At 59.1% G+C, this 26,361-nt stretch carries 23 protein-coding genes; 8 read left to right on the forward strand and 15 right to left on the reverse strand.

The genetic code is table 11. The annotated features are described in order from the left end of the window. Positions 1 to 59: 59 nt before the first annotated feature. Entirely contained in the window at positions 60 to 644 is a 585-nt protein-coding gene (gene sodB, locus BN1118_RS19405; protein WP_005319233.1) for a superoxide dismutase [Fe], read from the reverse strand. Between the two features lie 286 nt (positions 645 to 930). Between sodB and BN1118_RS19410 the strand changes: the two genes are divergently transcribed. After that, entirely contained in the window at positions 931 to 1,275 is a 345-nt protein-coding gene (locus BN1118_RS19410) for a Grx4 family monothiol glutaredoxin (RefSeq protein WP_043557580.1), read from the forward strand. A gap of 65 nt (positions 1,276 to 1,340) precedes the next feature. Here the strand turns inward: BN1118_RS19410 and BN1118_RS19415 are convergent, their stop codons facing one another. Continuing rightward, complete coding sequence (locus tag BN1118_RS19415; RefSeq protein WP_043557581.1) at positions 1,341 to 2,552, reverse strand: RsmB/NOP family class I SAM-dependent RNA methyltransferase; 1,212 nt, start codon at positions 2,550 to 2,552, stop codon at positions 1,341 to 1,343. 209 nt (positions 2,553 to 2,761) lie between these two features. Here BN1118_RS19415 and BN1118_RS19420 point away from each other — a divergent pair, with 209 nt between their 5' ends. The 7 genes from BN1118_RS19420 to BN1118_RS19450 all read left to right on the forward strand — a co-directional run bounded on the left by BN1118_RS19420 (position 2,762) and on the right by BN1118_RS19450 (position 12,197). Then, complete coding sequence (locus tag BN1118_RS19420; protein ID WP_043557582.1) at positions 2,762 to 4,738, forward strand: reprolysin-like metallopeptidase; 1,977 nt, start codon at positions 2,762 to 2,764, stop codon at positions 4,736 to 4,738. Further along, the gene (locus BN1118_RS19425; protein ID WP_043557583.1) at positions 4,735 to 5,058 is read left to right on the forward strand and encodes a hypothetical protein; all 324 of its coding nucleotides are present in this window, start codon (positions 4,735 to 4,737) and stop codon (positions 5,056 to 5,058) included. Before BN1118_RS19420 ends, BN1118_RS19425 begins: the two co-directional genes overlap by 4 nt. Before the next feature lie 160 nt (positions 5,059 to 5,218). Next, entirely contained in the window at positions 5,219 to 5,857 is a 639-nt protein-coding gene (pdxH, locus tag BN1118_RS19430; RefSeq protein ID WP_043134720.1) for a pyridoxamine 5'-phosphate oxidase, read from the forward strand. 44 nt (positions 5,858 to 5,901) lie between these two features. Further along, entirely contained in the window at positions 5,902 to 6,516 is a 615-nt protein-coding gene (locus BN1118_RS19435) for a glutathione S-transferase family protein (protein ID WP_043557584.1), read from the forward strand. Further along, a complete protein-coding gene (locus BN1118_RS19440) occupies positions 6,516 to 8,159 on the forward strand; it encodes a GNAT family N-acetyltransferase (protein ID WP_084214202.1) in 1,644 nt (547 codons plus the stop codon). Before BN1118_RS19435 ends, BN1118_RS19440 begins: the two co-directional genes overlap by 1 nt. Positions 8,160 to 8,191: 32 nt before the next feature. Beyond that, positions 8,192 to 8,701: a GNAT family N-acetyltransferase gene (locus tag BN1118_RS19445; protein WP_042872058.1), complete on the forward strand. Its 510-nt coding sequence runs from the start codon at positions 8,192 to 8,194 to the stop codon at positions 8,699 to 8,701. A 628-nt stretch (positions 8,702 to 9,329) separates the two neighbouring features. After that, positions 9,330 to 12,197, forward strand: coding sequence for a hypothetical protein (locus tag BN1118_RS19450; protein WP_043557585.1), 2,868 nt, complete (start codon positions 9,330 to 9,332; stop codon positions 12,195 to 12,197). 149 nt (positions 12,198 to 12,346) lie between these two features. Here BN1118_RS19450 and BN1118_RS19455 read toward each other — a convergent pair whose 3' ends face one another. From BN1118_RS19455 to BN1118_RS21945, 13 genes are all read right to left on the reverse strand, one after another. Beyond that, on the reverse strand, positions 12,347 to 12,760 hold the full coding sequence (locus BN1118_RS19455; RefSeq protein ID WP_043557586.1) for a hypothetical protein: 414 nt from the start codon (positions 12,758 to 12,760) through the stop codon (positions 12,347 to 12,349). A 185-nt stretch (positions 12,761 to 12,945) separates the two neighbouring features. Then, on the reverse strand, positions 12,946 to 14,076 hold the full coding sequence (locus BN1118_RS19460; protein WP_043557587.1) for a ribosomal protein uL16 3-hydroxylase: 1,131 nt from the start codon (positions 14,074 to 14,076) through the stop codon (positions 12,946 to 12,948). A 165-nt stretch (positions 14,077 to 14,241) separates the two neighbouring features. Then, positions 14,242 to 15,612 carry an adenylosuccinate lyase gene (gene purB / locus BN1118_RS19465; protein ID WP_043557588.1) on the reverse strand — a complete coding sequence of 457 codons (1,371 nt, stop codon included), beginning with the start codon at positions 15,610 to 15,612 and terminating at the stop codon, positions 14,242 to 14,244. A 175-nt stretch (positions 15,613 to 15,787) separates the two neighbouring features. Further along, positions 15,788 to 16,399 carry a high frequency lysogenization protein HflD gene (hflD, locus tag BN1118_RS19470; RefSeq protein ID WP_043557589.1) on the reverse strand — a complete coding sequence of 204 codons (612 nt, stop codon included), beginning with the start codon at positions 16,397 to 16,399 and terminating at the stop codon, positions 15,788 to 15,790. Between the two features lie 95 nt (positions 16,400 to 16,494). After that, on the reverse strand, positions 16,495 to 17,601 hold the full coding sequence (gene mnmA, locus BN1118_RS19475) for a tRNA 2-thiouridine(34) synthase MnmA (RefSeq protein ID WP_043557590.1): 1,107 nt from the start codon (positions 17,599 to 17,601) through the stop codon (positions 16,495 to 16,497). A gap of 157 nt (positions 17,602 to 17,758) precedes the next feature. Continuing rightward, positions 17,759 to 18,220 (reverse strand): NUDIX hydrolase, encoded by a 462-nt coding sequence (locus BN1118_RS19480; protein ID WP_098985193.1) that lies wholly within the window; start codon positions 18,218 to 18,220, stop codon positions 17,759 to 17,761. A 14-nt stretch (positions 18,221 to 18,234) separates the two neighbouring features. Next, positions 18,235 to 19,182, reverse strand: a complete 948-nt coding sequence (locus tag BN1118_RS19485; RefSeq protein ID WP_043557592.1) for a pseudouridine synthase — start codon at positions 19,180 to 19,182, stop codon at positions 18,235 to 18,237. Between the two features lie 139 nt (positions 19,183 to 19,321). Beyond that, positions 19,322 to 20,089 (reverse strand): PTS sugar transporter subunit IIA, encoded by a 768-nt coding sequence (locus BN1118_RS19490; protein WP_043557593.1) that lies wholly within the window; start codon positions 20,087 to 20,089, stop codon positions 19,322 to 19,324. Continuing rightward, entirely contained in the window at positions 20,090 to 20,395 is a 306-nt protein-coding gene (locus tag BN1118_RS19495) for a PTS fructose transporter subunit IIB (protein WP_043557594.1), read from the reverse strand. A gap of 261 nt (positions 20,396 to 20,656) precedes the next feature. Continuing rightward, positions 20,657 to 22,063, reverse strand: a complete 1,407-nt coding sequence (uhpT, locus tag BN1118_RS19500; RefSeq protein WP_043134733.1) for a hexose-6-phosphate:phosphate antiporter — start codon at positions 22,061 to 22,063, stop codon at positions 20,657 to 20,659. A 466-nt stretch (positions 22,064 to 22,529) separates the two neighbouring features. Next, positions 22,530 to 24,437 (reverse strand): fructose-specific PTS transporter subunit EIIC, encoded by a 1,908-nt coding sequence (locus tag BN1118_RS19505; RefSeq protein WP_043557595.1) that lies wholly within the window; start codon positions 24,435 to 24,437, stop codon positions 22,530 to 22,532. Positions 24,438 to 25,068: 631 nt separating this feature from the next. Continuing rightward, positions 25,069 to 25,860 carry an XAC2610-related protein gene (locus BN1118_RS19510; RefSeq protein WP_043557596.1) on the reverse strand — a complete coding sequence of 264 codons (792 nt, stop codon included), beginning with the start codon at positions 25,858 to 25,860 and terminating at the stop codon, positions 25,069 to 25,071. Positions 25,861 to 25,909: 49 nt separating this feature from the next. Further along, complete coding sequence (locus BN1118_RS21945) at positions 25,910 to 26,353, reverse strand: hypothetical protein (protein ID WP_156995155.1); 444 nt, start codon at positions 26,351 to 26,353, stop codon at positions 25,910 to 25,912. Positions 26,354 to 26,361: the final 8 nt, after the last annotated feature.

A 26,361-nucleotide genomic window follows, 5' to 3' on the forward strand; every position in this document is an offset into this window, starting at 1 on the left:
TGGGACAGAGCCATAAAAAAACGCCCCGCAGTGCGGGGCGTTTTGGCAAGAAGCGGCTATCAGGCAGCCAGGTTCTTGGCCACGAATTCCCAGTTGACCAGGGTCCAGAAGGTTTCCATGTACTTGGGACGCAGGTTGCGGAAATCGATGTAGTAGGCGTGCTCCCACAGGTCGACGGTCAGCAGCGGGGTAGTCCCGGCTTCGGTCAGCGGGCAGCCGGCGTTGGAGGTGTTGACGATGGCCAGGGAGCCGTCGGCTTTCTTCACCAGCCAAGTCCAGCTGGAACCGAAGTTGCCGATGGCAGACTTGGTGAATGCATCCTTGAACTCGGCAAAGGAGCCGAACGCCTTGTTGATGGCATCAGCCAGGGCGCCGGTCGGCTCGTTGCCGCCGTTCGGGGAGAGGCAGTGCCAGTAGAAGGTGTGGTTCCAGATCTGGGCGGCGTTGTTGAAGATGCCGCCAGTGGAGGTCTTGATGATCTCTTCCAGGGACTTGCCTTCAAACTCGGTACCCGGCACCAGGTTGTTCAGGTTGACCACATAGGTGTTGTGGTGCTTGCCGTGGTGGTATTCCAGAGTTTCCTGGGAGATGTGCGGTTCCAGAGCATTGATTGCATAGGGCAGAGCGGGAAGTTCGAATGCCATTTTCTACTCTCCATTGGCTGGCCGTGCGAAGGCGACGGTTGCAAGACATTGCGTACTCTTTTCTATTTTGAAAAGAATTGTTCTTGAAATGATGGGGCCAAACGGCCCAAAGCCCGTCGATTGTACCAGCATCAAAGATGGGCTAACAACTCTTGATTCTCGCCATGACTTGGATCAAGCTGCGGCGTATTGATTCATCACTTCTTGCATCCGGGACGGTTTGTCAGTTTGTGGTCTGCCCGGATTGCAGTAGAATGGCCGCCGAAATCGCTCTAGTGAGGCACCTATGGAAACTATTGAAAAGATCAAACAGCAGCTGGCTGACAATCCCATCATCCTTTACATGAAGGGTTCCCCCAAGCTACCCAGCTGCGGTTTCTCTGCCCAGGCCTCCCAGGCTCTGATGTCCTGTGGCGAGCCGTTTGCTTACGTCGACATACTGCAAAACCCGGACATCCGTGCCGAGTTGCCGAAGTTTGCCAACTGGCCCACCTTCCCGCAGCTGTGGGTCGAGGGTGAGCTGGTCGGTGGCTGCGATATCCTGATCGAGATGTTCCAGGCCGGCGAGCTGCAGACCCTGATCAAGGAAACGGCCGCCAAGCACAAGCAGGATGACACTGCCGCCGAATAAGGTCGTATCTGCATCATGCAAAAAGGGGAGCCAATGGCTCCCCTTTTTTTATTCCACGACTGGCATCAGGCGATGCGTTCGATCCGTGCCATGTAGAAGCCGTCAAAACCGGTCGCGGACGGGCTGACGGTGTGGTCATCCCGCAGACGATAGTTGTCGTTGGCAGCCAGGAACTTGTCCACCTGCTGGCGGTTTTCCTGGGGCAGGATGGAGCAGGTTGCATAGACCAGCAGGCCGCCGACCTTCACCATCTGACTGTAGCGCTGCAGTATCTCTTCCTGCAGGGCGACCAGCACCGGCAGCCGCTCGGCGGTATCGCGCCACTTGGCATCCGGGTTGCGCTTGAGCACGCCCAGGCCCGAGCAGGGCACGTCCAGCAGCACGCGATCGGCGGTGCCTTTGAGGCGCTTGACAGTTTTGCTGCTCTCGATGACGCGGGTTTCCACGTTGTGGGCACCGGCGCGACGGACGCGCTGCTTGAGGTTTTCCAGCTTCCACTCTTCCACATCCATCGCCAGCAGACGGCCCTTGCCGTTCATCATGGCGGCGATGTGCAGCGTCTTGCCGCCGGCGCCGGCGCAGGCGTCTATGACGCGCATGCCAGGTGCCACTTCCAGCGCGGCAGCCACCAGCTGGGAGCCTGCATCCTGCTGCTCGAAGCAGCCATCGGCAAAGGCCTTGGTGCGGAACAGGGCGGCGTCCGAGGTGACCTGCAGGGCGGTATCCACGCCCTCAACGGGAATAGTGGTGACATGCTCTTTGGCCAGAATGGCCTGCAGCTCTTCACGGGTGCACTTGAGGGTGTTGACCCGCAGGTAACGCTTGGGCATCCAGGCCAGGGCGGCGCGCTCGGCAGGCCAGGCCTCGCCGAGCTGCTCGCTGCCCAGTTTTTCCAGCCAGCTGGGGCAACCGTCCATCAGCACGGGGTTCTTCTTCGCTTCGGTCAGGCGGCGACGGAATGCCTCCTCATTGAAACGATCCAGGGTCGGATGGTTGGGTTGAGCTATCTTGTGAAAAGCGTGCCAGCTGTGCAGCAGCGGCCAGACATTCTTCTCGGCCTGACGTACCTGAATGCCGGTCAGGGCGCAATAGAGGCTGAGGCGACGCAGCAGATCGCCAGTGACCAGAGCAATCCTTGCCTGTTCTTGCGGTTTGAGTTCGATGCCGGAGAAGTGACGGGCATAGGCGCGGTCCAGAGTGAGACCCTGGCCCAGCACATCGTCAACAATGGCAACGATCAGGTCCCCGAAACGGGGCAACAGTGGGGATTTGAGCATGAGATTAACCTTGGTCAGATAAAGACGAACCGTCGTCATGGTGACGCAGCTCTAAAACTGATAAATCCGCGCAATGATAGGGGCTAGACAGGGTTGGTGCAACACTCCCCATTCGGGGAATATACAGACGATGGCGCTGGACTAATCAGACCAGCAGGAAAATGATGCCGGTTGCAGTTCAGGTGAGTGCATTTAAAAGGACTAAAAAGATGCAGTTAATGAAATATTCTCCCTTGGCGCTGGTCGTGGCCAGCCTGATGAGCTCGGGTGGCCTCGCGGCCAAGGAGTGGAACACGGTGGCGGCGCGCGCCACGGCGGCGGACGGCTATGAAGTGCGGGCCAACCAGTTCCGGGTGGCCAAGGTGCCCCTCGATTACTTTGCCGGGCTGCAGGCCGGGGCGCGTCAGCTGACCCTGCCACTGCCGGACGGGGGTGAGGTGAGCTTCACCCTGCAGGCCTATGACCTGCTGCCCGCCGATCTCGCCGCCAGGTATCCCGAGATCCTGACCTTCAAGGGCCATAACCCGGCGGCGCCGGTGGAGACGGGTCGCTTCGACCTGGGCCCGCAAGGTTTCCACGCCATGTTCACCCACCAGGGCAAGACGGTGTTCGTCGACCCGCTGCGCAATGCCGAAGGCTATGCCGTCTATTACCAGCAGGATGCCTACAGCCGGCTGGAAGAGGAGGCCGACAAGGTGATCGGGGCCGATGCCAAAGCCCTGGCCCGCAAGGTGCAAGTGGATGGCAACGAGCGCAAGCGCTACATCATCGCCATCTCGGCGGCCGGGGAGTACACCCAGTTCCACGGGGGCTCCAAGGTGCTGACCATGGGCGCCCTCGCCACCCTGCTCAACCGGGTCAACGAGGTGTACCAGCGTGACGTGGGGGCAGAGTTCCAGCTGGCCAGCGGCAATGACGCCATCATCTTTACCGATCCGGCGAGCGATCCGTTCAGCAATGACGACACGGATGTCGATGTCAACGGCGCGGTGCAGGCCAATGCGCAGACCTTGCCCAGCGGGGCGCTGGGACCATTCGACATAGGCCATGTGGTCAACACGGGCGGTGGTGGTCTGGCCGGATTGGGTGTGCTCTGTACGGCCACCAAGTCGGACGGCATGACGGGTTCATCCACCCCGGTGGGGGATGCCTTCTTTATCGACTACGTGGCCCACGAGATCGGTCACCAGTTCGGTGCCGACCACACCTTCAACGGCACCACTGGCAGTTGTGGCGGTGGCAACCGTGAGGCGGCACAGGCCTGGGAGCCGGGCAGCGGCACTTCCATCATGGCCTATGCCGGTATCTGTGGTGACGAGAACATCCAGCCCCACAGTGACCCCTATTTCCACAGCAAATCCATCGAGCAGATGCGGGCGCACATGGCAACCGTGCCGACCTGCGGCACCACGCTGCCCCTTGCCAACAATGCTCCCCAGGCGGCTGCCGGGGCCAGCCATATCATTCCCGCCAATACCCCGTTTGTGCTCAAGGGTGCCGGGGCTGATCTGGACACGGATCCCCTGACCTACACCTGGGAGCAGATTGATCTGGGCAACCCGTCCAGCAGCGCCCTCGACATGATCGATGACGGCTCCCGTCCGTTGTTCCGCTTCGTGTCGCCGACCAGCTCGCCGGAGCGGATCCTGCCGAGCCTGCCATCCCTGCTCTCCGGCTCGCTGGCCAAGGGCGAGGCCTGGCCCACCACCAACCGGGATCTCAACTTCCGGCTCACGGCGCGTGACGGCAAGGGCGGCGTCGCCAGCGATGACATGAAGGTGCAGGTGGTCAACACCGGCAGCGCCTTCCGCCTGACCAGTCCCCTTGGCGTTATGGTGACGCCGGGCGCCAGCCAGGCGGTCGGCTGGGATGTGGCGGGCACCAGCGCGGCCCCGATCAACTGCAGCAAGGTAGACCTGTCCGTGACTCAGGATGAGGGAGCAAACTGGGCGACCCTGGCCACCGGCCAGCCCAACAGCGGCTCGGCCACCGTCACCCTGCCGGCCAAGCTCACCAGCAGCGTCAGGTTGAAAGTGGCCTGCAGCGACAACATCTTCTTCGCCATCAGCCCGCTCAAGTTGCCTGTGGTGCAAAGTGGCGGCAACTCGGGCGGTGGTGGTGGCGGTACGCTCGGTTTCTGGACCCTGGCGCTGGCCCTGCTCGGCTGGCAACGGAGGCGGGCATGAGAGTCACCGGCTTGCTGCTGCTCACGCTGCTCGGGGGCTGTCAGGCGGATGCCGACACCCTGGAGCAGGCGGTCAGCGCCAGCCTTGCCAGGCAGGATTACCGGCTGATAGTGCGAGCCGGGCGTGGCGAAGTGGTGCCCGGCATTGCGACCGGTGAGCAGGAAGCGGCCAAGGCGCGCTGTGGCGTGCGCTATCTGGAGGGCTTGGGGGATGTCATCAAGCCCGATCAGAAAGAGGCTCAGGCCAGGCTGAGGGCCTATGCGGCCGAATATAACCAGCGCATGCTGGCCCATTGTCCACCGGCCGCCGGCAAGCAATAAGCCCGCAGCCGGGTGTGGGCAGAAAAGGGGAGGCGCAAGCCCCCCTTTCTTTTTTTGGGCGCTGGCATTTGGCCGCCCTGAGGCTTGTACCCATGGCGTGCTCGTCGCACAATGCCAGCACGCATGGCCGCATCGGCGGCAAGAGAGAAGGAAAATCAAGATGATGGATGTGGCTGATCTGCGCCGTGAATACACCCGGGGCGGATTGCACCGGGCCGATCTGCCGGCCGACCCCCTGGCACTGTTCGAGAAGTGGCTGGCCCAGGCCTGCGAGGCCAAGTTGACCGACCCCACCGCCATGGTGGTGGCGACCGTGGATGCCGAGGGGCAACCCTGGCAGCGCACCGTGCTGCTCAAGCACTACGATGCAGAGGGCATGGTGTTCTACACCAACATGGGCAGCCGCAAGGCGCGCCAGCTGGAGGGCAACCCCCGCATCAGCCTGCTCTTCCCTTGGCATACCCTGGACCGCCAGGTGCACGTGACCGGCCGGGTGGAGAAGATGAGCACCTTCGAGGTGATGAAGTATTTCCACAGCCGCCCCAAGGACAGCCAGATAGCCGCCTGGGTTTCCCAGCAGTCGACCCGCATCTCGGCCCGCGGCGTGCTGGAGGCCAAATTCCTCGAACTCAAACAGAAATTCGCCAAGGGCGAGGTGCCCTTGCCGAGTTTCTGGGGCGGCTTCCGAGTGGTCATCGACACGGTCGAATTCTGGCAGGGTGGCGAGCACCGGCTGCACGACCGCTTCTACTACAGCCGGGAAGGGGAAGGCTGGCACATAGAGCGGCTGGCCCCCTGATCCCCCGCTTATCCTCTGCAACCCTGTGCTGACAAGGAGTCTGTATGCGTCTGTATGGCGATCTGAGATCCGGCAACTGCTACAAGGGGTGGCTGCTGGCTCGCTGGCTGGCATTGCCTCTCGACTGGGTCTCTGTGGATATCCAGGCCGGTGACACCCAAACCCCGGCCTTTCTGGCCATGAATCCCAATGGCAAGATCCCGGTGCTGGAGCTGGCCCCCGGCCATACCCTCGCGGAATCCAACGCCATCCTCTTCTATCTGGCGCAGGGCTCGGCGCTCTGGCCGGCGGAGCCGCGTCAGCAGGCCGAGGTGCTCAAGTGGCTGTTCTTCGAGCAGTACAGCCATGAGCCCTACATAGCGGTGGCGCGCTTTATCGTTCACTATCTGGGCCGCCCCGAGTCCCAGGAGGCGCGACTCGACGGCCTCAAGGCCGGTGGCGAGCGGGCGCTGGCGGTGATGGAGCAGCAGCTCAAGCGCACCCCCTACCTGTGCGGCGAGGCACCGACCATCGCCGATATCGCCCTCTATGCCTACACCCATGTGGCGGAGGAGGGGATCTTCTCGCTGCAGGGCTGGCCCGCCATCCAGGCCTGGATCGCCCGCATAGAAGCCCATCCTCGCCACCTGAGCCTGCCTGCGGCCTGTCAGGCCGGCTGATGGAGCTGCTGATCGAACGGGCGCTGTGGCAACCCCATTGGGCCCAAGTGCTGCAGGCCTGGCAGCGGCAGGGCCATCGCTGGCAACTGTTGCTCAGCAAGGAGGCAGAGTCCCATCTGGCAGAGGAGGAGGATCTCTGGTCCACCTGCCGACCCGACGGTCTCCTCTCGGCGACGTCGCTGCTGGCCGCCTGGCTCGACGGCGATCTGATCGCGGATGTTCAGGCGGACCCCAGCCGCCAGATCCTCATCAGCGCCTCTGCCTCCCTGCTGACCCTGGCCAAGGAGAGCGGTCTGCTCACCCTGGGTCCGCTCGGGGCCGATCTGGTGCTGACCGCGGACGACGACATGGGCGCCGTGCTCAACCGCCTGCTCGCCCGCCGTTTGACCGTGCCCCTGCTGCGCGAGCCCGCTGCTGCGTCCTCCTCGTCTGCGCTGTCTGCGTTGGTGTTGCGGCCGCTGCTGGCCGACGACGAGGCCGCAGTGGTGCGCTACTGCGGCGACGAGGCGCTCTCCCGCTATACCCTCAACATTCCCCACCCCTACCCGCCGGAGGGGGCCCGTGACTGGCTCGTCAGCAGCTGGCGCAAGGCGGCACTGGGGCTGGGCTGGAGCTGGGCCATGACGCTGCCACAGGGAGATGAGGTGGCCCCGCTGGTCGGGGTGATCTCGCTGCACTGGAACGGCGAGCTGGCCTGGTGGGTCGGCGTCCCCTGGCAGAACCAGGGGCTGGCCACCCGGGCGGCGCAGCGGGTCAAGTCCTTTGCATTCGACACCTTGCAGCTGCCGGCGCTGACCGCGCGCCACATGCCGGGCAACCTCGCCTCCGGCCGGGTGATGGCCAAGCTCGGCATGCACTATCGCGGGCTGCGCGGCCGAACCGCCCAGCAGCCGTGCGAGGTGAGTTATTGGCGACTGGACAGGGCCATCAGCCTGCCCGAGCCAGTGAATCGGCAATTGGCGCCCTGGCTGGCGGACGAGCGGGTGGCCGTGGCTATCCTGCAGGGTGCCGATGCACAGACAGGGTTGGACCATGGCCGCCCGTGGCAGCTCACCCTGTTTCTGGATGAGCTGGGCTATGACCCCGACTCGCCGGGGGTCGCCTCTGATGATGGGGCCTGGTTCGATGTCATCTGCTATCCGCTCAGTGAGCTGGATCTGGCCGAACCCGAGCGGCTGCCTTTGCTGGGTGGTGTGCTGCTCAAGGACAGGGATGAGCAGGGGCTTGCCTGCCTGCTGCAACTGGCCAGCCTGCGGCGCCAGGGGCCCGTCCTGCTCACCCGCGCGCAGCGACAGCAGCGGCTCGGCTGGATTGGCAGGATGGCGCGACGCACCGGCCTGCCCGCGACCGGGGCCAGTGCCGGGGACGCGGTGGCAGGGCGCTATCGCCAGCTCTGGCTGCTGGTGGAGCTGCCTGCCCTCATCGATGAGCTGGCCGGGCATTGGCATCAGGGGCCCGAGCTGGCGTTGGCACGGCTTGAGCGAGAGGATGCCGAGCTGTTTGCGGCCTACCGCGAGGCCATTGACACCCTGACGCCGGCGGCCTTGCTGGGGTTGCTGCGGCAACTTGCGGCTCGTTTTCCTGAGCCCACCCTCCCATTTCTGGACAAAGGTGCTCAGGCTGACCGGCACTTTGTGGAATAATGCCCTCTCTGCTGTACGAGGAGTAACGCTGTATGCTGAGAACCGAGCGCCCCGGCGACATGTTGCCGGTCTATGAACTGGTGAGCGCCGCCTTTGGCCGTTCCGATGAGGCCGAACTGGTCAACCGCCTGCGCGAGTGTGGCGCCGCCGTGGTGACCATGGTCGAAGAGGAAGAGTACGAGTTCATGGGGCACCTGATGCTGAGCCCGATCACCATTAACGGCCTGGAAGGGCCCTGGCTCGGCTTGGCGCCGGTGGCCGTGCATCCGGATTGGCAGGGGCAGGGCATAGGCTCGGATCTGGTGCGTGAAGGGCTGGATACGGCGCTGGAGATGGACTGGAAGGCGGTGGTGGTGCTCGGCGACCCGACCTATTACGGTCGCTTCGGTTTTCGTCCCGCCAGCGAGTTCGGCCTGCACTGCATCTACGAGGTGCCCGCCGACTGTTTTCTGGCGATGGAGCTGCAGGAAGGGGGGCTGGCCGGCATGGCTGGTGAGGTACTCTACCACCCTCTGTTTGACGAGATCCCCGAAGAACAATGAGCAACAAAACGGCAGCCTTGAGGCTGCCGTTTTGTTATCTGAATGAGCAGCAAGTGCTCTGCCTTCCCCCTCGAATAGCCGATGAGTCGCTGCTCTCCCTCGCTCCATCATCCTGGGCAGTACCCGCGACCATGCAATTGAGTAAACACATCTTGGCCCTGTGTCGGGATATACGGAGCAAGTCGCCATATCCCTGAATATGACGGTGCTGACCCGCTGTCTGATTGCACGTCGTTGCATTTTTCCGGACGTGTTTCGTTGCAATATCTTGTTACAATTTTGCTCTCGGCAAGATCTGTTTTTGTCTAACGGGTAACACTTTCTGGTTTGACCTCATTATTGATGTTTGACTCAAATGAGGATGTAAAGGTAGGTTGTGAAATATATAAACAAGGAGGCCCGGCGCGATTGCCATGGTCTTGATTATCTATATCTTCCCTTGTCTTATATATATTGGTAGCGTTGCTGTCATATGCGTATCAATCATTCTGATGCGGTAACCTATTTTATTTTCTCACCGGAAAACAACAACCATATGCTCGGTCATGATGATATGGCCTGCCCGGCTATTGTCTGAAAATATCGATCAATCTGGAAAAACCATTGAGCACTGATAGGGATATATTATATGAAAAAACTTTCAGAAATAATCCATCGTGAAGTTTCACAGGGTCGTCGCGATTTCCTCACTTTCTCTTCCATGTCATTGCTTGGCTTGGCGGCGAGCAGCGTTTTTCCTGCCCCGGTGAAGGCCGCCATTTCTATCCTGAATAGTGGCACTTTCTCTGAACTGGATGCGATCGACTTTTACGTGATGGCGTCTAACCAGCCCACCGTTGATTCAAATCGGGTCAACTTTGTACAAGAAACTGATGAGGCTCAATATCTTGCCCAGGTGATGTTTCAAGAGTTGATGAAATTCGAATTCCAGTATCAGAACAGCACATTAAGTGCAGACTTGGGCGCTGGCATGAAGCCTAATAATAATGTGCTGACAATGAGTGATGGCATCAACTCGGTCAACGCCATTTTCAACAGCAATCGACGCTATTTTACCGATAATATGGTTGAATATGTGAGTGGCTTGTTGCAGCACTCATATAGCAAACAAAAAGATGTCACAGTGGCTGACCGGAAGCTGTATAACTCTTGGGATATGGTGAAGGTAAATGCGAATATCAAGCAAGCAGAAAAGGGGGCGCAATTTAAAGAGATTATCGATCAGCTATACTCTGTCGCCACCCATTATTGTCAAAATGGAAAGTTAACCGCCTACAAAGCAGGGGGAGAAAGCTGGGCTCGTCAACTTATCGGGCACTACTCCAAGAATGAGGTGTTAGACGAACTTATCAGTTCTTTTAAAGTTCAGGAATATGTGGGGTCAGGCTCATCATTTGAAAAGGCGATGTGGAAAGTATATAACACCATCAATAAAGTAAGAGCACTCAATATCTCATCCGGTAGTCACATCTCCAGTGATGAGCTGAAAAAATTTGAACGCACCATGGCGGGTTCTGTTTACAGCGGGTTTGCCATGAACATGAGCTGGGGTCACCAAAGCGAGAAATACACAGTCCTGGCCAACAGGAGAAATTTCGATGATGTGGTGACCTTGTTGAGAAATGAAAGTGGTACTCAGCGCACCTTCTGGAACAATTTCTTCAACCAAAATAGCCCGGATAGCTTCTGGAATGAACTGAATAATATGAGCTTGAGAACGAGCACCTTGCAGGATGGGAATGCCCGGCAGCGTATTCTTCAAAGATATCCTGCTCTGGCAGGGGCGACGGGCAGTATGGATTCCACAGCCTTCTCCGGTGTGGCTCCCGCTGCCTTCCCCATTGATTCATTCCTTTCCGTGTTCACCTTGTTGCTGGGGGTGGGCAACTTTACCTGGTTGACGGTGACCGATCGGGAGGAATGGAGCAACCCTGTTCCTTTGATGGAGTTGGGGGCGGCCCTGTTTGATGTGACATTGAATCTGATCCAACTCGGTCGATTCCTTGATAAAGTGACCATGTTTATTTATGGCAATGGTGAAGGCATCATCAATAGCATTGCCATCAACATGGGGAAATTCAGTCAATTTTTGAGCAATCTTACCGCCAAAGGCCAGCATCTCACGAATGTGCTAGAGCGGCAGATAGCCAGCAAGATGTTTCTCGCCACGCAAAATATCACCCGAATTATCAATATATGCTTTGTCGGGTTGGCGGCGCTGGGGGCGGCCTTGGCCGCGTATAACCTATATCAGGCTGTCGAGGGTGGCGATATAGGGGATATTATATTTGCGGCAATCAATATGTTGGTCGCCACGGTGGCGTTGGGCGTCGCCGTGGCCTCTTTTATGGGCTTTGCCATTGCCGGCCCCCTGGGGATTATTATTGCGGTGATAGGCATAGTGGTGGCCATCGCCCAATGGATCTACACGTTACTAAAAAAAGAAGATATCAAACCCACCCCGATTGCGAGATATACCAACGAGTATATTAAACCTCGGGGGCTTGAGTATGAAGACCTGGGAACGTATATTTGCCGTGCAGTTAGCCATTGGAAGCGCACCTTGGTATGCGCATTTGATGCAAAGACCATGAATACCGATTGGGATTACGTCCCAAGTATCGCTGATCATGATAATCCGATTTATACTCAGCCAGGGGCATTGGTAACCTCCCCAAGAAATGGCAGGATTTATAACTTTGCCAATATTCAGAAGCCAGGCCAGGGTAATATATCGAATTTCTTCACTGCGGGAGCCAACACACCAATCAATAACTGGTGGCCGGATAGTGATTTGCATACCTGCTGGCATGCCGTTGAGAGTCAGGCAAGCAATAATAGTCGCGCCGCAATATTTGTAGTGCTGGGCAACGGCTCAAGCTTTTCACGCGCTTTCTTGACCTCTCACCTGGAAGATGCCCCGACAAGTAGCAATGAGCTGACGAGTCAATTAAATCTGGAGTGGCAAGAATATCCGCTGGATGTGGTTGCCATCAATGGCCTTGATGAGACCATGTTCCTTATCTTTACTACCCGACATATCTATCAGGTGAAAGGTGGTGTAGCACGCAGGATAATATCTGACTTTGTCGGTCAGCGCGATGCACCGATAACCTATGGTCTGAACGCACTGGCACTCGGTACCAACGTGAATTTGATCTATCGGTTAAATGGTCTGCAGGCTCCCGAGACCCGCTACCATTATCTGCTGACCCGGGATGACAATGGTGACTATACCAGTATGAAACTACTGCGGACCATCAATAATCCCATGTCCTCAGACTCGCCGATTGTTGGCCGGTTGTTCAAGAAAACCAACGATCTGGTTTCGCGGATGGACTTTATGTATCACGATGGCAAAAGTGGTTATGCGCGCTATGGTGCAATTATGAATAAGACTGGCGATGCCTCATTGTCATTGCACAATGGGGTTGAGTTTCAGGTGCCGGATAATGGATTCAGATCCTTCTACAAGAATGCATTTATTCCTAAATAACGCAGCCAGTACCCTCTCAATCCCTGGGCCATGAAGGGCCCGTATTGAGCGTGACAGTGCCGAAAATAAGCCGTGCCCTTATCGGCAAAACTCAAAAGCCCTCAGCGAGGGCTTTTTTATGTCATCCCACGCTCTGCACAGGGTCTTGCTCAGGCGCTGGTATCGAGCAGGTTACCCTTGCGATCCTCGGCACCCGTCATGCCCTCCAGCTGTTTTCCAAGCGGGCTCTGCCGGTATTGCAGGTAGTCGATGCGCACCTGCTGGCGCTGGTAGCGATTCTCCATCCGATAGATGTCGGTGGCGCTGGGGGCGGTTGTTTCACTGCTCTCTTGCCCGCTTGCTTGCAGGTAACGCTCCACCACGGCTTTATCCTGCTGGTGGGCGGTATAGGAGACTGCCATGGTTCTGCGGGCGGTTGCCTTCTCCTCGCTCTGCGCCTGCACCTCATCCTTCTTGTCCAGTGCCTGGTTGCGGGCCTGATTGATCTGCTCAGGCGTCACGTCGGGGTAGGAGGGATACTTGCTGTAATCGGGCAGCGGCATGGGCCGGGAGGTGATCTGCATGGTGACGCTTCTCTTCTGAACAGGGACGGACGCATGATACTGGTCCGGTTTCGCTCAAGAAAGCACCATCTGTTTGTTCGTCAAGAGTGGGTTCAGCTTCGCGAATCGATTGTTAATTGTACTGCCGCGGAGTAACAAAAAAGGCGCCATCAAGGCGCCTCTGTCGTTTCTGTCAGTCAGAAAAATCAGCTGAAGAACCAGTAACCACGGTTGACCAGACGAGTCAGCAGTTGCAGGAAACCGGCCTGATCGGTAAGCGTAACCATGTCGGCCTGAGTGATGATGTCCTTGTCACACAGCAGGGAGATGGCGGCTGCATCTTCGCTTGCCAGGGTCCAGGCTTCGCCGTCGATATAGCACTGCTGACTGTCGCCGCTGAACCAGACGGTGCGCAGGCCTGGCACCTTGATGGCGGGTTCGCCCTGGGTCAGCAGGTCGGCCACTTCCTCGGCGCTGTAGTCAGGCTCGACCGGATTGACGTCCAGATCGTGCTTGGCCTCGGAGATCATGGTGCCGAACCACTCCTTGAACAGGGTCTCGTCATCGAGGGCCTGCTGCATCAGCTCGCGCAGACGGTGCATCTCGTGGGGCAGGATCTCGCCGTGGCGGGCGCGGGGCTTGAGATCCCCATCGCCATAACGCTCGGTGCGCACCTCGTTGTCGATCAGGTGATCGGCAAAGGAGGAGATGAGCGCCTTGGCATCCGGCGCCCGGAAGCCCACGGAGAAGTTCATGGAAGGCTCGATGGCGTAGCCTTCGTGGGGGAATCCAGGCGGAATGTAGAGGATGTCGCCCGGCTCCATGATGACGTCGATGATCGCCTCGAACGGTTCGCAGTGCAGCAGCGCGGCGTGGGCGGCAAACTCGTTGAGAGGCTTGGCATCGCCGACGCGCCAGTGACGCTTGCCCAGGCCCTGGGTGATGAAGACATCGTAGTTGTCGATGTGGGGACCGACACCCGCATGAGGGGTGGAGAAGCTCACCATCACATCGTCAAAGCGCCAGCCCGGGATGAACTGGAACGGCAGTGCCAGCTCATTGACCTCCGGGGCCCAGTGGTTGCAGGCCTGCACCAGTATGGTCCAGTTCTCTTCCCCCAGGTGATCGTAAGATTCGAAGGGGCCGTGGGCCGCTTCCCACTTGTTGTCGAAGCGGGTCACCAGACGGGACTCGATAACCTCTTCCATGGCCAGACCCGCCAGCTCGTCCGGGCTGATGGGATCCTGAAAATTCTTGAAGCCGCCCTTGATAAGGAGCGGGCGCTTCTGCCAATGATGCTCGAGGAAGTGAGCGATATCCAGATTGAGTTCGTACATAGGTCTTCTCGTCAAAGGGTTCGACAAAGGTCAAGAGAGGTCTTGCCAGAGGCGGCTGCCGGCCTCGGGCAAGCCCTCTTGCAAACTGTGTATAGGGTGTCACATAAAATAACCGGGGCCCTGTTGCAGATCATGCACAGGGCCCCGGTAGTGTCATTTATCCGCTTATTTCAGCAGATCAACCAGACGCTGAGCCTGACCGATATAGTTGGCCGGGGTCAGTTTCTTCAGCTCGACCTTGACCGCTTCCGGCAGTTCGAGGGTGTCGATGAAGGTACGCATGCCTTCGGCATCGACGCGGCGGCCACGGGTCAGCTCTTTGAGCTTCTCGTAGGGCTTCTCGATGCCGTAACGGCGCATGACTGTCTGGATCGGCTCGGCCAGCACTTCCCAGTTGGCATCCAGATCGGCGGCCATGGCACCGGCATTGGCTTCCAGCTTGGAGATGCCCTTCAGGGTCGCCTGATAGGCAATCAGGGAGTAACCGACCGCCACACCCAGGTTGCGCAGCACGGTCGAATCGGTGAGATCACGCTGCCAGCGGGAGATGGGCAGCTTGGAGGCCAGGTGCTGGAACACGGCGTTGGCCAGACCCAGGTTGCCTTCGGAGTTCTCGAAGTCGATGGGGTTGACCTTGTGCGGCATGGTGGAGGAGCCGATTTCGCCCGCCACAGTGCGCTGCTTGAAGTGACCCAGCGAGATATAGCCCCACACGTCGCGGTCGAAGTCGATGAGGATGGTGTTGAAGCGGGCCATGGCGTCGAACAGTTCGGCAATGTAGTCGTGCGGCTCGATCTGGGTGGTGTAGGGGTTCCAGTTCAGGCCCAGCGAAGTGACAAACTCCGCGGAGAACTGGTGCCAGTCCACTTCCGGATAGGCGCTGACGTGGGCGTTGTAGTTGCCGACAGCACCGTTGATCTTGCCGAGGATCTCCACCGCCATGATCTGCTTGAACTGGCGCTCCAGGCGATAGGCGACGTTGGCCATCTCCTTGCCCATGGTGCTCGGGGTGGCAGGCTGGCCGTGGGTGCGCGACAGCAGCGGCATGTCACGGTACTCATGGGCCAGACGCTTGAGCTCGCTGATCAGCTTCTCGCAGTAAGGCTTGATGACCTCGTCACGGGCGGTTTTCAGCATCAGACCGTGGGAGTTGTTGTTGATGTCTTCCGAGGTGCAGGCGAAGTGAATGAACTCGCTGACGGCCGCCAGCTCGGGGTTCACTTCGACTTTCTCTTTGAGGAAGTACTCCACCGCTTTCACATCATGGTTGGTGGTGCGCTCTATCTGTTTGATGCGGGCGGCGTCACTCTCGTTGAAGTTGAGGACTATGCCGTCGAGCAGGGCGTTGGCGGCCGCGCTCAGGGCAGGGACTTCCGGGATCCCGGCGTGGCTGGCCAGTTTCTGCAACCAGCGCACCTCGACTTCGACGCGAAAACGCAGCAGGCCGAATTCGGAGAAGATAGGGCGCAGGGCATCGGCCTTGTCGCCATAACGACCGTCAATCGGGGAAACAGCAGTCAGCGCGGACAGCTCCATGGGGTGAACTCCTGATGTTTGGTGTGGGGGATTCTCATCAACTCGCGCGCCTGTTGCTAGGCCGTTATCAAGGCTCATGTGCTGCTCGGCATCCTTATTTATCGACATAAACTCCGGTACCTGCGCTGCGCTTCACCTTGCTTCCGGCCTCTAACGACGGAGCCCGAGCCGATTCTTAAAAACGTTTGGCCAATTCCACCATCTTCTTGCGAGCGAAGATGATCTGGGTGCGGCTGCCGCCGAGCTGGCGCCACAGCACGCAGGCACGTATGCCCGCCAGCAGCAGGGCACGCACCTTGTGCTGCACCAGCGGCTGCTGCAGGAACAGCGGAGTGCCCGCCACCTGGATCCTGGGGCCAATCGGGCTGATAAGATCGCTGTAGATGCTCGCCATGTTGGCCAGGATCTGCTCGTCGAGCAGATCGAAATGCTGTTGCTGGCGGCCGATCTGACCGATCCGCTCCCCCAGCATGTTGAGTATGTCCTTGCGCTTGGCCAGCTTGCGCTCCAGCGCGATCAGGCTGACCACATAGCGGGTCAGCTCGGCGTTCTTCTGGCTGCCGTCGGAGCCCAGCTGTTCGACCAGGGCGCGATAGCCATCACGAATGGCCAGGTGGTTGCCGAACACCTCCAGCGGCTGCTTGGGGTCGGTCACCAGCACGCTTTGCAGGCTCTCGCGCAGCGAGGCCTCGTCGCAGCTGCCGTCGCGGGCCACTTTCTGTACCAGATAGGCTGCCTGGCAGATGCCGGCAAAGGCCATGGTTCTGTCTTGGAATTTGTCGCTCACGTTCGCGGCCTTCTGTTAATTATTCAAAACACATTCAAGCCTGCGGGCCGAATGCGGTCTGCAAAGGGCCGCGCGTTGCGGCCCTCGTTGTTCATTTATACCGGGTGGCTGAAACGCTGCTCTATGATACCGCCGCCCAGGCACTCTTCCCCGTCGTAGAAGACGGCGGACTGGCCCGGGGTCACAGCAGCCTGCTTCTCGTCGAAGATGACCCGGATGGTTTCATCGTCGATGGGCTGAATGAGGCAGGGAATATCCTGCTGGCGATAGCGGGTCTTGACGGTGCAGCGGCGCGGGGCGCGGACCGGGGTGCGATCCACCCAGTGCAATTGGCTCGCGATCAGGCCATCGGAGTAGAGGCGGGGATGCTCGCCCTGCGCCACCACCAGCACGTTGCGCTCGACCTCTTTGTCGACCACGTACCAGGCCTCTTCGGTGGCGTCTTTGCGACCACCGATACCGAGGCCCTTGCGCTGGCCCAGGGTGTGATACATCAGCCCCTGGTGCTCGCCGATCACCTTGCCGTCCACGGTTTCGATGGGGCCGGGCTGGGCAGGCAGGAACTTGGCCAGGAAGTCCTTGAACTTGCGCTCACCGATAAAGCAGATACCGGTGGAGTCTTTCTTCTTGGCGGTGATGAGATCCAGCTGCTCGGCGATGCGGCGCACCTCCGGCTTCTCCAGATCCCCGACCGGGAACAGGCTCTGACCCACTTGCTTCTCGCTCAGGGTGTAGAGGAAGTAGCTCTGATCCTTGTTGCTATCCAGACCGCGCAGCAGGCGCGGGTGGCCGGTGCTGTCGTCACGGCGCACGTAGTGGCCGGTGGCTATGTAGGTGGCACCCAGCTCTTCGGCGGCAAATTCCAGGAACGCCTTGAACTTGATCTCCTTGTTGCACAGGATATCCGGGTTCGGCGTGCGGCCTGCCTTGTACTCTTCGAGGAAGTGCTCGAACACATTGTCCCAGTACTCGGCGGCGAAATTGATGGTATGCAGTTTCATACCCAGCTTGTCGCAGACGGCCTTGGCATCAGCCAAATCCTGGGAGGCAGAGCAATACTCGTCCGTGTCGTCTTCTTCCCAGTTCTTCATGAACAAGCCTTCGACCTGATAACCCTGCTGCTGCAGCAGGTAGGCCGAGACGGAAGAATCCACGCCGCCGGACATGCCGACGATCACCTTGATTTGGCTGTTGTCTGTCATTAGTCGAAGTTACCAGTTCGTTTAAACGGGGCGTATTCTACCAGAATTTCGCGCCCCCGGTCACATATCCATGCCCTGGCTCCCATCGGGCGCGCAGCGGCAGGAAATCGTTTTTCTGTTGCTGGCCATTGAGGCCAAAAAAGAGCGTCAAATGGCCTCAAATAAAGGCCTTGAGCGCCGACAGTGGCAAGCGGGTGCCCCCCAGATAGTCCTGGATGCACTGCCACACCAGCGGGCTGCGCAGGGCCGGTTTGCACTCGGCTATCTCCTCCAGGGTGAGCCAGTGGCAAGCCAGCACGTCGCCGTCAGGATCCTCTGGATGGTGCTGACCCGGTGCCTTTTCAAGGTCGAAGATGACGGCGGTGCGCACAAAGGTGGCCTCGCTGTCGGCCGGTTTGAACAGATAGGTGCCGAGCCAGGCGCTGGGGGCGGCGGTCAGACCCGTCTCCTCTTTCAGCTCGCGGCAGGCCGCTTCAATCAGGTTTTCGCCCGGTTCCACATGGCCGGCGGGTTGATTGAAGCGGCGCTGGCCCTTGATCTCCTCCTCCACCAGCAGGAAGCGGCCCTGCCAGTGCACCAGGGCGGCAACCGTCAATCTGGCTTGCATTCTCTCTTCCATCGGCGGGCGATCCATCATGATGACTCCTTGTCTGTGGTGTGACGGGCGGGACGGCGGGCCGTGCCGCGACCGCTGCTGCGGGGCTTGCCGCCGGTCGGGCTAGTGGTCGATGCGGTGCTGCGGGGCCGTTGATCCCGTCTCGGTTGGTTTGCCCGCCGTGGCGCCTCGCCTGCCGGTTTGGCTGCGCTGCCATCCGGGCGGGGTGATGAGGGTTTGCGCTGGCGCTGGGCCGGCGCCAACTCGGGGGCGGGCAGGCTGAGGCTCTGCCCGGGGGCCAGCCCGTCTTCTTGCCAGTTACCCAAGGTCCAGTCGCCGATGGCGTAGCGAATAAGGCGCAGGGTGGGGTGGCCGATATGGGCCGTCATCCGCCGCACCTGACGGTTGCGCCCCTCGATGATTTTGATCTCGAGCCAGCGGGTGGGGATCTCCTTGCGCTCGCGAATGGGCGGAGTGCGCGGCCACACAGCGGGCTCACCCATGAGCCTTGCCTCGGCGGGCAGGGTCATGCCGTCGTTGAGCTCGACTCCGGCGCGCAGGGCGGCCAGCGCCTCCTCGCTTGGAATCCCTTCCACCTGCACCCAGTAGGTCTTGGGGGTCTTCTCCCCCGGCTGGGTGAGGTGCGCCTGCAGCTTGCCGTCGTTGGTGAGCAGCAAGAGCCCCTCGCTGTCTCTGTCCAGCCGGCCCGCGGCATAGATGCCGGGCTCCTTGATGTAATCCTTGAGGGTCTCCCGTCCCGCCTCGTCGGTGAACTGGCACAGCACCATGTAGGGCTTGTTCAGCAGCAGCAACTTGCGATCGGCGGGGTCCACCTGCGGTTTCTGCCCGGCCTGTTCAGCCTCGTGTGCGTGCCGGGTGCCGGCCCGCGAGCGGGCAAGACCGGGCCGGTTGGCGTCATCCTGTGCGGTGCGGCCGGAGGCAGTCGTGCGGCCTTGGAGGGAGAGACGGGAGCGGGCAGATTTCATCGCATGCATACCAAAAACAGGGGATGGCGCAGTGTATCACAGGGGGCCGAGTGGATGGGGCATGGGGATGCGCTCACCCGGCAGGCCAACGGCCTGGGGGGCAATGAACGAGGTGAATTTGCACTCGATTCAGTGCATCTCAGCTCAGCAACCCTTCAATGACGATGGCCTGACGGGCGGGGGCCGAGCCTGCGTGCAAGAGCGCCGTGCTGACCACCTCGTCCATCATGGCGCGGGCCAGCCGGGTGAGGGGGCGCAACTGCTCGGGGGCGAGCCCGGCCGGGATCGCCAGCAATATGATGGTCTGCACAGGCCCGAGCGCCGATCCCCACTCGATGGGCTCGGCGCAACTGAGCAGCGAGAGGGCGGGCTGGCGAATGGCGGGGCAGATCACGTGGGGCATGGCGAGGCCGGGCCGGATGATGGTGGCGGCGATCTGCTCGCGCGTGGCGATGGCCTGCTCAAGCGCGGGCCTGTCGCGCACCAGCTCGACGGGCAAGAGATCGACCAGCACCCTCAGGGCCAGGGATTTGTCCAGCGATGCCGTCGCGTGCCCCAGCTGGGCGAGGGAAAAACAGTAGTCGGGCTGGGCGAGGCCGAGACGCTGTTCGGCCTGGGCGGCGGTGGCGGGGCGGCCAAGGGGCTGGCCCAGCTCCACGCACCAGCAGGTAAAGGCCATGTGGGCCAGCTCGGCATCCAGTCCTTCGATGAGCAGCAGGCAGAGATCGCCGGGCTGGGTGGCCAGGGTGAGCAGGGAGAGCTGGTTGGTGGCCTCCACCGTCTGGCGGCGGCTGACGTTGATGAACTGGATATGGGACTTGAACAGTCCGGCCAGCCGGCTCAGCTGCTTGGCCTGGGTGATGGTCAATCCCAGCTGGCAGAAGAAGGTGAGCTCGCGGGTGAGCATTCAGGCGTCGACGGTGGCGGTTTTGAGCACGGCGTTGGCGTTCAGCAGCACGGATTCCAGCGATACCTGGCGAACCCGGCAGCCGAGGAAGCGATCCTTCTGCTCAATCTCGATGTCGGAGGCGATCAGCACCAGATCGGCGCAGGCGATGTCCCGCGCGGTGAGAATGTTCTCCAGTCCCATGGCGCCCTGGGTTTCAACCTTGATCTTCAGCCCCAGCTTGTCGGCGGCTTTTTGCAGCGCCTCGGCGGCCATGTAGGTGTGGGCTATGCCGGTGGGGCAGGCGGTGACGGCGAGGATCTTCATCGGTTCTCGAAGCAAAGAGAAGTGGGCCAACAAGATAGCGCCAAGGGGCGGACTTTGCCAAAGCTGCGGGGCAAAAATGGGATCTTGGCAGCCCAGTGGTGCCTGCGTGCACAGGGGATGGCAATAGCCTGGATTCATCTGCTGACGATGGGAGCGACAATAAAAAACCGGCCCCGCCAGAAGGCGGGGCCGGTTGCATTCAGTTAACGCGGGTTCAGGCTGACTGGGTTGCCAGCTCGGCGGCGTTCAGTTCACGCTGGTTCAGACGGATTGAGTGGCCAGGGTAGCGGCTTTCAGTTCCCGTTTGATACGGCGGATCTTGCGCTCCTCGGCCACGGCCACGCAGGCCATCAGCACCAGACAGGCGGCGGCTGCCATGTCCAGCGCCGCGAAGGTGCCGGCCCAGCCGGTCAGACCGAAGATGGGGGTGCCATCGGCGATCATGCCCAGACCCAGCTTGGCGAAGCTGTCACCTATGAGGTAGGCGAAGGTGCCCTTGACGCCATCGGCCACGCTTATGCCCTGCTTGGGTACGAAGCCCACGGCGGCCACGCCGATCAGCAGTTGCGGACCAAACACCAGGAAGCCCAGGGTGAACAGTGAGCCCAGGAACATGAACTGGGTGGTCGCGTGCTGGTAGAGACCCAGGGTCGCGATGATCAGCGCCAGTGCCACGCAAGCCACCAGACCACGACGACCGTTGGCCAGATCCGAGAGGTAGCCCCACATCAGGGTGCCGACCAGGGCGCCCACTTCGAAGAAGGTGAAGCCCTGGATGGCGATCTCCTTGGAGAAGCCCAGCTCCTGGTGAGCGTAGACGGTGGACCACTGGTCGATGCCGATGCGCACCACGTAGAGGAAGATGTTGGCAAAGCAGAGCAGCCAGATCACCTTGTTCATCAGCACGTACTTGACGAAGATCTGGCCCTTGGTCAGCTTCTGCTCTTCGGTGGCGATATCTTCTTCGCTGGCCACCTCGTCAAACAGCTCTTCCACCTTGCCCAGGCCATAGGCTTCCGGTGAATCGCTGCCGAAACGCAGGCCAACGAAGCCGACCACCAGCGCTATGATGGACGGGAAGATGAACATGCCGAGCACGTTGCCATCGAACAGGTAGTTGGCACCGAACAGCGCCACACCGGCCGCACCGGCACCGCCCACGTTGTGGGAGAGGTTCCACATGCCGAGGTAGGTGCCGCGCTTGTTGCGAGGGGTCCACTTGGTGATGGTGGAGTAGCTGCAGGAGCCGCCGCAGCTCTGGAAGAAGCCGCTCAGGGCATAGAAGAAGATCATGAAGTAGAGGCTGAAACCGGTGCCGCCCATACTGGCACTGAAGCCGAGCATGCAGAGGGCTGAGAGGATCAGCATCAGCGGCAGGAACTGCTTGGTGTTCTTGCCATCGGCGTAGTAGGAGACGACCGTCTTGCCCACCCCGTAGGTGATGGAGAAGCCAAGGCCTATCATGCCAAGCTCGGTCATGGAGAGACCGTACTCCTGGATCATGTCATTCTGCGCAATGTTGAAGTTCTTGCGGATCAGATACATGGTCAGATAGCCAATAAATACAACCAGATAGGATTGCATAAAGGGCTTGAACCAGAGTTTGCGCCGGGCTGCGACCGGCAAGTCCAGGGTCGGGACCCGCACCTGCTTGAGAAAATCCAACATATTCATCCTCTGCGAGATAGTCGGTATTTCCGCCGCGCCCCTCACTTTTTGGTTGGTGTTAGAGGTCGCGCCACGGAAAGGACAACAGCAAGAGGTTGGACTGTGCGCCTCGCTCTCCTGTCGATTGAACCCATGCCCACTCCCTGCGCCACTGCGAGGGTCGGGTAACTACATCAGGTAGCGTGACTTTAATGAGGCGCGGCGCAAATGGCGTGAGAGCCATCCCTAGGGGCATTAGGAAAATTTCCTAGTTTGGCGGGATCCGGCCATGAAGCGTGAAGGGGATCACAAGGTTGTGGCCCACGGCGGCCTGGTTGTGGCAGCGATCTGGCGCGCAGGAGATGAGGGGGCAGGGAGCAAAAAGTGGGTTGGCCCGGCGGATTAACGGCCGTGCCAGCGCAATATCAGGTGCAATAAAAGAGGCCACCCGCAGGTGGCCTCTTGTCATATGGGAGCAAGAAGGTGATCAGGCCGCCTTGGCCAGTTCCACCTCGTCGGTTTTCTTCACCCGCAGCTTTTTCAGGGCAACCGCCACCACGCCGGTGACGATGGCGCCGCAGATCATGCAGAGCAGCGCCAGCAGCGGCTTGTTGACCGCACCCAGCAGGGCAACGATGGGGCCGCCGTGGGCGACGCTGTTGGTGATGCCGAACAGGAAGGCCATCACCGCGGCTGTCATGCTGCCCAGCACGTTGGCGGGGATGACGGCGAGCGGGTCACGGGCGGCGAACGGGATCGCACCTTCAGAGATACCCACCAGACCCATGGCACCGGCGGCTTTGCCCGCTTCGATTTCAGAGGCATCGAAGATGCCCAGCTTGCGACCGAGCACGGTCGCCAGCGACATGCCGAGTGGCGCGGCCGGGATGGCGCAGGCCATGGCTCCCATGAACTGGGTCTGGCCGGAGGCTATCATGCCCACCGAGAACAGGAAGGCCACCTTGTTGACCGGGCCGCCCATATCAAAGCCGGCCATGCCCCCCAGCACTATGCCCAGCAGCACCAGACTGCCACCGCTCATGGAGAGCAGCATGGCGTTCAGACCCGTCATCATGTCGGCAATGGGCGCACCTATGATGAAGATGAAGACGGCGGCGATAAACAGCGATCCGACGATGGGCGCGATCAGGATAGGCACCAGCGGTTGCACCATCTTGTGGTAGTGACGGGTGGCAATCCAGCGCACCAGATAACCGACCAGCAGGCCCGCTATGATGGCACCGATAAAGCCGGTACCGGCGTCAGCGCCGTAGAAGCTGCCGTTGTTGGCGATCCAGCCGCCGATAAAGCCCGGGGCCAGTGCCGGACGGTCACCGATGGCGTAGGCGATATAGCCCGCCAGAATGGGGATCATCAGGGTGAAGGCGGCCACGCCCACGTTGAGGATCTGATTCCACATGCTCCCTTCCGGGATCTGCATGCCGCTCGGGGTCGGGTTGCCGCCGATGGCCAGCGCCAGCGCGATCAGCAGACCACCGGTCACCACGAACGGGATCATGTGGGAGACGCCGTTCATCAGGTAGCGATAGAGATCGGAACTGCCGCCCGTGCTTTTATCCTCTCCCTTCTTGTCCTCTTTGCCTGCCACATAGGCTGGCGCCTTCAGCGCCTGCTCAATGAGACCCTTGCCATCCTTGATGGGGGCTTTCACCCCAGTCTTGATGAGCGGCTTGCCGTTGAAGCGGGCCATGTCCACCTGCTTGTCGCAGGCCACGACGATGGCGCTGGCGCGGGCGATCTCGGCCGCGGTCGGGCTGTTCTTGACGCCGATGGAGCCGTTGGTCTCCACCTTCACCTCGTAACCCAGCTCCTTGGCTGCGCGCTCCAGGGATTCTGCCGCCAGATAGGTGTGGGCGATGCCGGCCGGGCAACCGGTGACACCAATGATGAAGCCCTTGTTGGTGGTCGGGGCAGCGGTTTGCTCCTCCTTGCGCTCCAGCAGCAGCGCCAGCGCAGCAGCCGAGCTCTTGGCAGCCAGCAACTTGGCAATGAAACCTTCTTCAATCAGCTTGGCGGAGAGCTCGGCCAGCACCTCGATATGGTGGTTGGCGCCACCGGCCGGGGAGGCAATCATGAAGAACAGCTGGGACGGCTTGCCATCCTCGGCGCCGTACTCGATGCCGTTGCGGCTGATGCCGATGGCCACCGCCGGTGTGCTCACAGCCGCACTCTTGGCGTGGGGCAGGGCAACGCCCTCCTCGAAGCCAGTGTTGTCCAGCTCTTCCCGGGCCCACAGGTCCTTGATGAACTGCTGCTCATCGCTGACCTTGCCCTGCGCGACCAGCAAGCGGGCCATCTCGCTGAAGACCTCCTCCTTGCTCGTTGCGTTCAAATCGAGATTGATCAGATGTTCGTTGATCAGTGTGGTGATCATGGCGCTCTCCCGCTCCCGTGAGGGAGCCTGTTGGCATGCCGCCCGTGCTGGCACGGCATGCAGACAAAATTGACCCGACTATTATCGCGCCGGGGAGCAAGCCACCCTATCGGACAAATGTGCGAATGACTGGATTTTTGTGTGCTATTGACCTGAGTGTGACCCCGATCGCACAGCAGACCAGTTGATAAAATGGGTCTAAGTTGAATCGTGAAGTGATTTTTTGTTTTTAAAAATCATGCTGTTGTGACGCCATCCTCCAACGTACTTTTGTGATGGCGCGTGCTGTTATCCAGCCCGCAGCAGGTGAGAACCTGTAAATTTGTGAGGTGAAAAGAGGGGGTCAGGTGTGAGCTGTCGCACATAAATGGCGGTGGTGGGGCGCTTGATAAGGGGAGGCAGGCGAGGGGAAAAGTGGAGAAATAGGTTGAACCATTGGAGCCAGACAGCTCACCATAACGGGCCAGTGAAACCACAGGCAAGGCTCCGTAGGGTGCAATGAACGAAGTGAATTGCACCGCTTGTTTTTTTGGAGGCAGAAAAGGTAGAGGTGCAAAGCGCTGCGCTTATTGCACCCTACCGAATTGATGACGCGAATGTCTGAATGCGCTTGGATATTAAAATTTCTAGGTTAACTTTTGGCTATTGCTTCTGGAAGATAAAGCCATCGGATAAGAGGGCCTTTTCTAGATGCAAAGCGAATTTTAATCCAATCATCTTTCTGCGCGAGAATTTCTACTTTGTCATTATGAATAAGATAGGCTTTGGTCTTTGATGTTTCTTCAGGTGATGAGTAGAGAAAGATTTTCTCGGATGTGACTGACCAGAGGATTTTCTTGCCATCAAAGTCAATCGCAACGGTGTCCAGTTTCTCTCCCTTCTGATTAAATGTGTGCTCGTAAAGAGGGAAGGTATCAATCTCGGAGTTTTGGATCTGATACTCTGTTGTTTTATATAGCCAGAGTTCACCTTGAGCGTTATGTCGGTAAGTGTCGTAATACCATACAGGACCAGAGCGGCAAGAGCTGACTAAAGAAAGAGAATCTAGTTGAACCACAAGGTTATAGAGATCGCCACAGGCAGATGTCGGCGTCTTCGAGTCTGCAATTTTTAGCTCTTTAAATGCTGTATTCACATGGTCATATAAGAATACATAAAAAATATTATTTACCATGCCAAGATAGTTGGTAATGGCAATGTCCTTATAACCATCAAAGTTGAAGTCCTGTATGATAACATCAGACTCCAAATTATCATCAATACATTTAAGTTGCTGCTTTTCTTTTCCTGCCGTTAGCAAGTAAAAACATTCACCTATTTTTTTAATTTCTATTTTCACTCCGTCAGTTATAAATGTGGACTCTGCTCTTGCAGAGATGGAGAAGCATAGTAATAAAGTGGTAATGATGATAATAATTTTCATGTTGATTTATTCAGCCACTTGAATTTTTGTAAAATTTTGTTTGCGTAGTTTATTTACTGTCTTGGACCGTTTTTATGAGTATGAGCTTGTTTTTATCAACGATATAATAATTGGTGTAATAAATAAATGACTCTCCGTCTTGGCTATTTTCAACTTTGGTCGTAGTAAGAAGGTTGCTATCAATTTTGGGAGACTCTATCCATTCTCCCACACGGGTATCAGAATCATTACTTACATCATATGAGCTATAAGCGTTAAATACCGTATCCAGTACCTTACCCGTGCGCTTGTTGACAAGGACCTGATTATAACAACCGGATGAACCGCATCCCCAACCTGTTAGTACATATTCACCAGCATATACTGGCTTCTGCGACAATGCTGCGGTAAGTCGGGTGCGGAATGTTCTGGCCAATTCGGAGTCTAGAGAAAGTTTGGCTGGCTCGCCTTTATAGACGGCTGGTGCCGGATAGTCCTCTTTCCGCGGTAGCACTTGAGATC

The sequence above is a fragment of the Aeromonas bestiarum genome (genome assembly GCF_000819745.1).
In the GTDB taxonomy this organism is placed as follows: Bacteria; Pseudomonadota; Gammaproteobacteria; order Enterobacterales; family Aeromonadaceae; genus Aeromonas; species Aeromonas bestiarum.